Here is a 6,794-nt window from a genome sequence, read left to right as displayed (position 1 = left end):
TTCTGCGATCAGGATACCGCCGTCGCGAACGTAGTGAGTGATGGCGTCGGCGTGGGCGGGGGTGAGGTGTTCGGCACCGATGAGGGCAAGGGCGTCGTAGTGGGCAAGGTAGTCGGTGTGGAGTTTGGTGGAGGGGATGACATCGACCCAGTAGCCTTGTTCGCGGAGCCAGCGGTAAACGAGCCAGCGGTGGTTGCGGGGGTAGCCCCAGCGGGAGGTGGAACGGGGGGATTTTTCGGCGAGGAGGATGTCGGAGCGGGGGAGGAGCAGGGCAATGCGGGGTGTGCCTTCGGCGGGAATGGCGTTTTTCCAAAAGGCTTCGGTGCGGTGCACCATGTGTGCCCAGCGGGCGGCGTAGTGGAGTTTGTCGCGGGGTTCTCCGGTTTTGGAGTTATGGAAGCCAAAGCTGTCCCAGTCGTCCTTGGCTCCGACGAAGCCGAGGGTGAAGAAGTCGGCGGCTTTGAGGCCGTTGGCGAGCATGCGCCAAGTGGTGGCGGCAAAGGCGTGGCCGGGGCCGTTGTGGTTGTTGGTTTCGGGTAGGTAAACGCCGTAGCCGGGAGAGTGGTCGAGGGGGCGGATGGTGTTATAGAGGTAGTTCAACTCGTAGGCTTGGCGGTCGCCGCTGCCATACATGTCGGCTCCGAGGAGTCCGCCGGAAATGGGGCGGATGAGTTCGGCGAATTGTTCGTTGTCGAAGGTGCGCACACGGTTGGTGTTGGGCATCTCGATGGTTTGCTGCGTGGATTTGTGGGCGACGCCGCGTTTTTTCGGGTCGGTGTCGTGCATGGTGCGGGCGAGTTCGGCAAGGGTGGCGGTGAAGTGTTCGGTCTGGAAATTGATCCAGTCGAGCCAGGCGGCGGGGTGGCTGGCGTAGTCGGTGGGCGAGGGGATGTCGGAGCTGTTGGCAGCGGCTTCGAAGGTGGCGTGGCGGGCGGGGGCGGAGCCGGGCGGGAGGTCGGTGGTCCAGGCTTCGTTGAGGGCGGTGATGTTGTTGTCGTAGGCGGCTCGGAGCCAGGTGGCGAAGGCGGCGCGGGCTTGGGACCCGTAGTCGTGTGTGCCTTCCCATTCGTTATCGAGGCCCCAGTAGTTGATGAGGGGGCCGGTGGCGCGGTCGGGTGTGGGGGCGGACCAGGCGGTGACGTGGGCGCGGGCGTAATCGTTGAGGAGTTCGCGGGTGGCGGGGTCGAAGAGGTTGAGGCGTCCGCGGCGGACGCGGGCTTTGTCAGCGGAGGAGGGGTGGTTTTGCGCGTCGGGGATGGCGGCGAGGCGGGCTTCGGCGGGAGTGAGTTTGGAGGTTTTGGCGGCGCGTTTTTTGGCGCTGTCGATGGCCATTGCGAGGCTTTCCGCGCCCCATGCGAGGCTGTGGTAGCGGAGTCCGTGGGCGTCGCGGTAAACGCCGGGCGTGGGGAGGGGTTCGCCGCGGAAGGGGGCGGTGCCGCGCGAGGTGCTTTGCCGGCTGTTGAAGCCCATGTGTACGAACTGGTGCGGGATGCCGTGGACGAAGCCCATGTAAAACCAGTCGTCGGTAGTGCGGGTGTCGCCGTTGGGGTCAGCGGTGATTTGTAGTGTGTAACTGGTTACACGGTCGAGGGGGTCGGTGGCCGCGGAGGCGGATTGCGCAACGGGTTGCTGCGCATGTAGTGAGATGGCGGCTACAAATATGAATGTGGCAGGCAGGGCGGCACGGGCAGGGGAAAACATGCGATGCGGGAGGTTTGGCGGTTAACGTGGTTAGCGACGGGTGCGACGGAGCAAGGTCGCGCCGAGAAGAAGGACGCCGCCGAGGAGCAGGGCGGCAGTGGCGGGTTCGGGGACGGGGGCGGTGGCAAGATTGGCACTGAGTTGGTCGGCGGAGAGCAGGACGCCTTTCCAAAGTTTTATGTCATCGATCTGACCGCCGAAATAACCGCTGGGTTCGATGGCACCATAATAGCCTTGGGCAACGCCACCAAAGGCCCATGTAGCCGTGTTGGTTGAGGAACGAGAAACATCTGTCGTCACATTAATAATGGGCGTTCCTATGGTCGTCGCCCCTTTTTCAGTCAGATAAACCGTAATGCTATCTTTTGATGATGGGGAATTGTTGTTAAAAACAAGAGCCAGTTGATACCATGTGTCCGCTTTCCATTCAATGTAATCGCTATTGAATGACAGAATGCTGGAACCGGTATAACCGTGAAATCCAACAAAGACTTGGCGTTCACCCTCATGCCCTTCGATATTGTCGGCACCAACCCAAACTTGCAGCGGACGATTGCTGGTACCCGTCGAACCATTCACAAAAATATTATTGGCAGTATTGTTACCGGGGTTTTTCAGCCATAGGGACAGTGTGTAATCAGCGGAGACGCTATCGCTGGTGTAAGTGATGCGGCTGGCAGTGGAGGTGAAGCCGGTGAAGGGCGTGGTGTAATTGACGCCCGTGCCGGGAGTGCCGCTGGTGGCATTGCCACTAAGGACTGCGGCGGCGGTGCCTCCTTCGGGGGCGACAAAGGCATCGCTCCCGTAAGAGAGGGCGACGGTGGGTGGCGGGATCACGACTTGGGCGCAGAGGGCGGCGGGCGCGAGGGCGGCGGCAAGGAGGAGGATTTGCGGGAGTGTGGTCATAATTTCAGTGGGGAGGTTGGTGGGTTGGTATTGAGTGTATTCGTGGTGATTTGTGCCGCGATTTTGCGAGGAACCAATCGTCTGAACGGTTATTCTGATAACTTAATTGGAGGATGTTTATAGCGGACAGGATGCTAAGTCCCTGTGATTCTCAGGGTATCGATGCGGACTACGACGCCGCCTTTGCCGGTTTGGGTGTTGTGGACGAGGAATCCGATGCCCGTCACTGGAGCGTCGGCTGGGAGATCGGCGGTGAGGGGAGCAAATGCGAGGGGGCTGCCTTCGGTCATGGTCAGGTTTTGCCAGTTGGCGGCAGCGGGCGCAAAGGTGAGCGTCTGGCGAACGGAGGCAGGGGCGGGGGCGTCGGCAAAACTTTTGCGGTTGCCAACCGCAACCGGGGCAAGCTCGGCACCGGAAAGATACCAGTCCTTGCCGCCGAGCTGCACAAGGATGTGCGTATTAACAATTCCACTACTTGAGGCAACGGCATCGAACGAGATCGTGCCAATGGTGCCAACGCTCAGTGGGGGAAGTTTGGATACAGGACGGGTGAAGATGCGGATGTTGCCGGGTGCGACGGAGGTCCAGATGTAGCCGGGTTGTGTGTCGCCTGTGCCGGCGGAGGCACTGAGGACGCCGAGGGCGTTGCCCTGGCCTTTGGCGGGTATGGCAAGGGGAGTTGAGATCGAGGGGGCGTTGGCAATGGCCCATCCTATCGAGGCGAGGGAGCGTTCGGCTTTGGCGGTGTTGTTAAAGTTGTCCTCAAACAGGGGCGTTGCCGCAGGGGGGGGGGGAGGGGAGCGGCATGGTGTGTGCTTGTGATAAGGGCGATGGCTGCAAAGGCGGACAGGGGGCGCATGGAGAAGACCGTAGCGCAGTTCGTCAGATCGCCAAATGTGATGACGGTTATTCTGATAACCTATTGTTTGCGGCTCTTCGACGTTTTCAGTGGATAGGCAAGAGTTGGCGCGGCAGCACCCGTAGCGCAGGCATCTTGCCTGCAAACTCAATTGATTGCGCGAAGCGCGGTGACTTTTTTGCTGCGTTTGTTTTTGGGAAGCAGCGCTTCGCGCCATTGATTCGATTGCAGGCAAGATGCCTGCGCTACGGGCGCTTCCGCGCCAATTCCCGCCATATCACTTCCCGGTTTCCCACTGAAAACGTCGAAGAGCCATTGAGGGGCATGGAGTCACTGTGGGCAGAGGGTTTTGTGGAATTTTGTGATGAGTTTTGGCAGGGGACAATCATTCGGTCAGTTATTCCGCGGAGGGTGACAAGCCTTGTGCTTGAAGTCTTCTTGACAGGATTTTTGTGGCTACAATTCTGTGGCTATGAAAACGGCCAAACTCTTCAAACACGGTGGCAGTCAGGCGGTGCGGTTGCCCAAGGTGTTCCGCTTTCCGGGGAGCGAGGTTTTTTTGGAAAGGCGGGGCGAGGAGGTGATCTTACGGCCGAAGTCCGCGCCAGCCATCCGGACGCTGAAAGATGTGGCGAAATATATGCGCACTTTTGGAGCGGATTTCCCCGATCGCCATCAGCCGCAGCAAGAACAGAAACGGGATCTGACTTGGTAAAATGCTCTGTTTTCTCGATACGAACGTTTGCATCGATCTGCTGCGGGGAAGGGCGCGGGGCCGGAGGTTGCCAGCTTGCACGCAGTGCCGCCTGTCGTCGATCGTGGTGGCGGAGTTGTGGACCGGTGTTCACAAGTCGAGTGATCTGGAGAAGCATCGAAAGAGCCTGATGGCGTTTCTGGACTTGTTTGAAGTGCTCCGGTTCGATGAGGAAGCCGCCCGGCACTATGGGGAAATCCGGGCGCACCTCGAAGGGGCGGGAACGCCTATCGGGCCTTTGGACCAACTGATTGCAAGTCAGGCGCGGAGTCAGGGGGGGGCGTTGTTGACCGCAAATCTGCGCGAATTCCAGCGCGTGCCCGGTCTTGTGTGCCTGGCGTGGGAGTGACGGGCGCGGTATCTATCCGCCTTTCGTCCGCAGATAACTGCCTGGCCGGATTTTTGTTTGGGGGTGTCTTGTTCATTGGGGGTGGATGGTTTTGCCTTCGTGCCAAGAGCCTTCGACGAGGAGGCAGGAGGGGGATTCGGGGATGCCGCGTTCGCCTCGGTGGACGAGATCAATGAGGTGTTCGACTGCACGGGCTCCAACAAGGCAGGGGTTTCCCCAGATGCCGGAAAATGTGTCGGTGGGTTCGCGGACGGAGAGCAGGGCAAGTGCGGTGTCTTCGGGGACGCGTATGCCGGCGTCATGGAGCCATGGATACACGAGGTCCCAAAGGGTGACGATGGCGTCGGGTTTGTGAAGTCGGTACCAGTGGAGAAAGTCGTCGCGGTTGAGGTTTTGTTTTTCGAGGAGTGGGATGCGGTGGGGGAGGGGGAGGTCTTGTTGGAAGCGGAGGAAGGCGGAGGAGAAGATGCGTTTGATGCGGAGTTCGTCTTCGGCTTCCATGACGAAGCCGAGGCGTTGGTAACCGCGTTCCAAGAGGCGGGTGAGGAGGAGGTCGGCTGAGCGGTAGGCGTGGTTGGTCACCATGTGGAGGCGTGGTGCGGCAAGGGTGTAGCCGATGGTGACGCAGGAGAAGCGGGCTAGGGGGAAATCAAGGGTGATGCCGGGGTGGGGCTGGGGGGCAACGAGGAGGCCGGGGATGTTGCGGGTGGTGAGGATGCGTTCCATCCGCGAGGGGGTCATGCCGTTTTGGGCGAGGTTGTGTTCTTCGATTTGGTAACCGAGTTCGGCGGCGCGTTGGGTGGCGCCTTCGTAGTAGTGGAGGAAGGTGGAGATGGAGCGCCAGTCGCGGTCTTCGTCAGGGAAGTTGGTGAGCCAGGCGAGGGTGGCTTGGTAGGCGGTGGGGCGACGTTGTTTGCGGTAGGCGGAGAGGCCGGCGAGGTAGGGATCGGGTTGGTAACCGAGTTGCTGCGCGATGGTTTTTATGCGTTCGCGGATTTCGGTGGAGAGGCGGGGGTGGTTGCTGAGGGCGAGGGAGACGGTGGCTTGGGTGACGCCGGCGGCGCGGGCGATGTCGCGCTGGGAGGGCCGGGCCGGGCTGGTGGTGCCGGGTGAGGGAGTCATTGGGGGCGGATGGTTTTGCCGTCGAGCCAGGTGCCTTCGAGCATGAGGCAGGAGGGGAGTTGGGGGATGCCGCGCTCGCCGCGATGGACGAGGTCAATGAGGAGTTCCACGGCACGGGCACCGACTTCTTCGGGGTTTTCCCAGATGCCGGCATAAAAACCGTCACGGTAACGCACGGAGAGGAGAGCCATGCCGGTGTCTTCAGGGATGCGCACCCCGGCGTCGGTGAGCCAGATGTGCGCAAAATCCCAAAGGGTAACGACGACGTCGGGCTTGTATCGGGAATACCACTTCAGGAAGCGTTCGCGGGTGAGTCTGGGTTCGTTGAGGAGGGGGATGCGTTCGGTGTGGGACCAGTCGCGTTGTTCGCTGAGAAAGGCGGAGCTGGGGATGCGTTCGATGCGGAGTTCGTTTTCGGCTTCGAGGGCGAGGCCGATGCGGCGGTAGCCGAGGCTGCGGAGTTTGCGCAGGAGGGTTTCGGTGGAGCGGAAGTGGTGGTGGGTCACCATGTGGAGTCGGGGCGAGACGAGGGAGTAGCCAAAGGTGACGGAGGAGAAGCGGTCGAGGTTGAGGTCGAGTCGCATGAGGGGTTCGGGTTGCGGGGCGAGGAGGATGCCGGGGATGTTGCGGGTGCGCAGGATTTGTTCCATGCGGGCGGGGGTCATGCCGGGGGCGGCGAGGTCGTGGTCTTCGAGTTGGTAACCGAGTTCGGCGGCGCGGGCGGTGGCACCTTCGTAGTAGTGGAGGAAGGTGGAGATGTTGCGCCAGTGTTGCCGGCCGGGCGGGAAGTTGCTGATCCAGGCGAGGGTGGCTTGGTAGCCGCGGGGGCGGCGTTGTTTTTTGTAGGCGGAGAGGCCGGCAAGGTAGGGGTCGGGGCAGTAACCGAGTTGTTGCGCGATGGTTTTGATGCGTTCGCGGATTTCGGTGGAGAGGCGGGGGTGGTTGCCGAGGGCAAGGGAGACAGTCGCCTGAGTGACGCCAGCGGCGCGGGCAATGTCGCGTTGGGTGGGGCGGATGGGGGGCATGGGGGGAGGACTGGGAGCGCCGAGCCCCGGCTCGGCAGGGTTGGTGTGTGTGTTGCGTTATTGTGCCGAGTTGGGGCT

7 protein-coding genes are annotated in these 6,794 nt (G+C 61.3%); 2 read left to right on the top strand and 5 right to left on the bottom strand.

What is annotated here, in order from left to right; translation table 11 throughout:
- The 3 genes from OBACDRAFT_RS07260 to OBACDRAFT_RS07250 all read right to left on the bottom strand — a co-directional run.
- Window positions 1-1,701: DUF4350 domain-containing protein (locus OBACDRAFT_RS07260; RefSeq protein WP_198529857.1), on the bottom strand; the 1,701-nt coding region annotated here is incomplete at its 3' end.
- Between the two features lie 30 nt (window positions 1,702-1,731).
- Window positions 1,732-2,607, bottom strand: coding sequence for a PEP-CTERM sorting domain-containing protein (locus OBACDRAFT_RS07255; RefSeq protein ID WP_043584218.1), 876 nt, complete (start codon window positions 2,605-2,607; stop codon window positions 1,732-1,734).
- Window positions 2,608-2,741: 134 nt separating this feature from the next.
- A complete protein-coding gene (locus OBACDRAFT_RS07250; protein ID WP_232766783.1) occupies window positions 2,742-3,611 on the bottom strand; it encodes a hypothetical protein in 870 nt (289 codons plus the stop codon).
- A 327-nt stretch (window positions 3,612-3,938) separates the two neighbouring features.
- Between OBACDRAFT_RS07250 and OBACDRAFT_RS07245 the strand changes: the two genes are divergently transcribed.
- Window positions 3,939-4,181, top strand: coding sequence for an antitoxin (locus tag OBACDRAFT_RS07245; RefSeq protein WP_043584216.1), 243 nt, complete (start codon window positions 3,939-3,941; stop codon window positions 4,179-4,181).
- Window position 4,182: 1 nt separating this feature from the next.
- The gene (locus tag OBACDRAFT_RS07240; protein ID WP_043584214.1) at window positions 4,183-4,569 is read left to right on the top strand and encodes a PIN domain-containing protein; all 387 of its coding nucleotides are present in this window, start codon (window positions 4,183-4,185) and stop codon (window positions 4,567-4,569) included.
- Between the two features lie 72 nt (window positions 4,570-4,641).
- Here OBACDRAFT_RS07240 and OBACDRAFT_RS07235 read toward each other — a convergent pair whose 3' ends face one another.
- Window positions 4,642-5,691, bottom strand: a complete 1,050-nt coding sequence (locus tag OBACDRAFT_RS07235) for a LacI family DNA-binding transcriptional regulator (protein ID WP_043584213.1) — start codon at window positions 5,689-5,691, stop codon at window positions 4,642-4,644.
- Window positions 5,688-6,716 carry a LacI family DNA-binding transcriptional regulator gene (locus OBACDRAFT_RS07230; RefSeq protein WP_043584212.1) on the bottom strand — a complete coding sequence of 343 codons (1,029 nt, stop codon included), beginning with the start codon at window positions 6,714-6,716 and terminating at the stop codon, window positions 5,688-5,690. The genes OBACDRAFT_RS07235 and OBACDRAFT_RS07230 overlap by 4 nt, the downstream gene beginning before the upstream one ends.
- Between the last annotated feature and the right edge of the window lie 78 nt (window positions 6,717-6,794).

The sequence above is a fragment of the Geminisphaera colitermitum TAV2 genome (genome assembly GCF_000171235.2).
In the GTDB taxonomy this organism is placed as follows: Bacteria; Verrucomicrobiota; Verrucomicrobiia; order Opitutales; family Opitutaceae; genus Geminisphaera; species Geminisphaera colitermitum.
The sequence above is the reverse complement of the archived record's forward strand: the minus strand, read 5'-3'. Positions and strand labels throughout refer to the sequence as shown.

What these genes read in the sequence shown, in the direction of transcription:
- OBACDRAFT_RS07240 (WP_043584214.1), top strand. Translation starts at nt 4,183, where the DNA reads ATGCTCTGTTTTCTCGATACGAACGTTTGCATCGATCTGCTGCGGGGA.
- OBACDRAFT_RS07230 (WP_043584212.1), bottom strand. Translation starts at nt 6,716, where the DNA reads ATGCCCCCCATCCGCCCCACCCAACGCGACATTGCCCGCGCCGCTGGC.
- OBACDRAFT_RS07235 (WP_043584213.1), bottom strand. Translation starts at nt 5,691, where the DNA reads ATGACTCCCTCACCCGGCACCACCAGCCCGGCCCGGCCCTCCCAGCGC.
- OBACDRAFT_RS07245 (WP_043584216.1), top strand. Translation starts at nt 3,939, where the DNA reads ATGAAAACGGCCAAACTCTTCAAACACGGTGGCAGTCAGGCGGTGCGG.
- OBACDRAFT_RS07255 (WP_043584218.1), bottom strand. Translation starts at nt 2,607, where the DNA reads ATGACCACACTCCCGCAAATCCTCCTCCTTGCCGCCGCCCTCGCGCCC.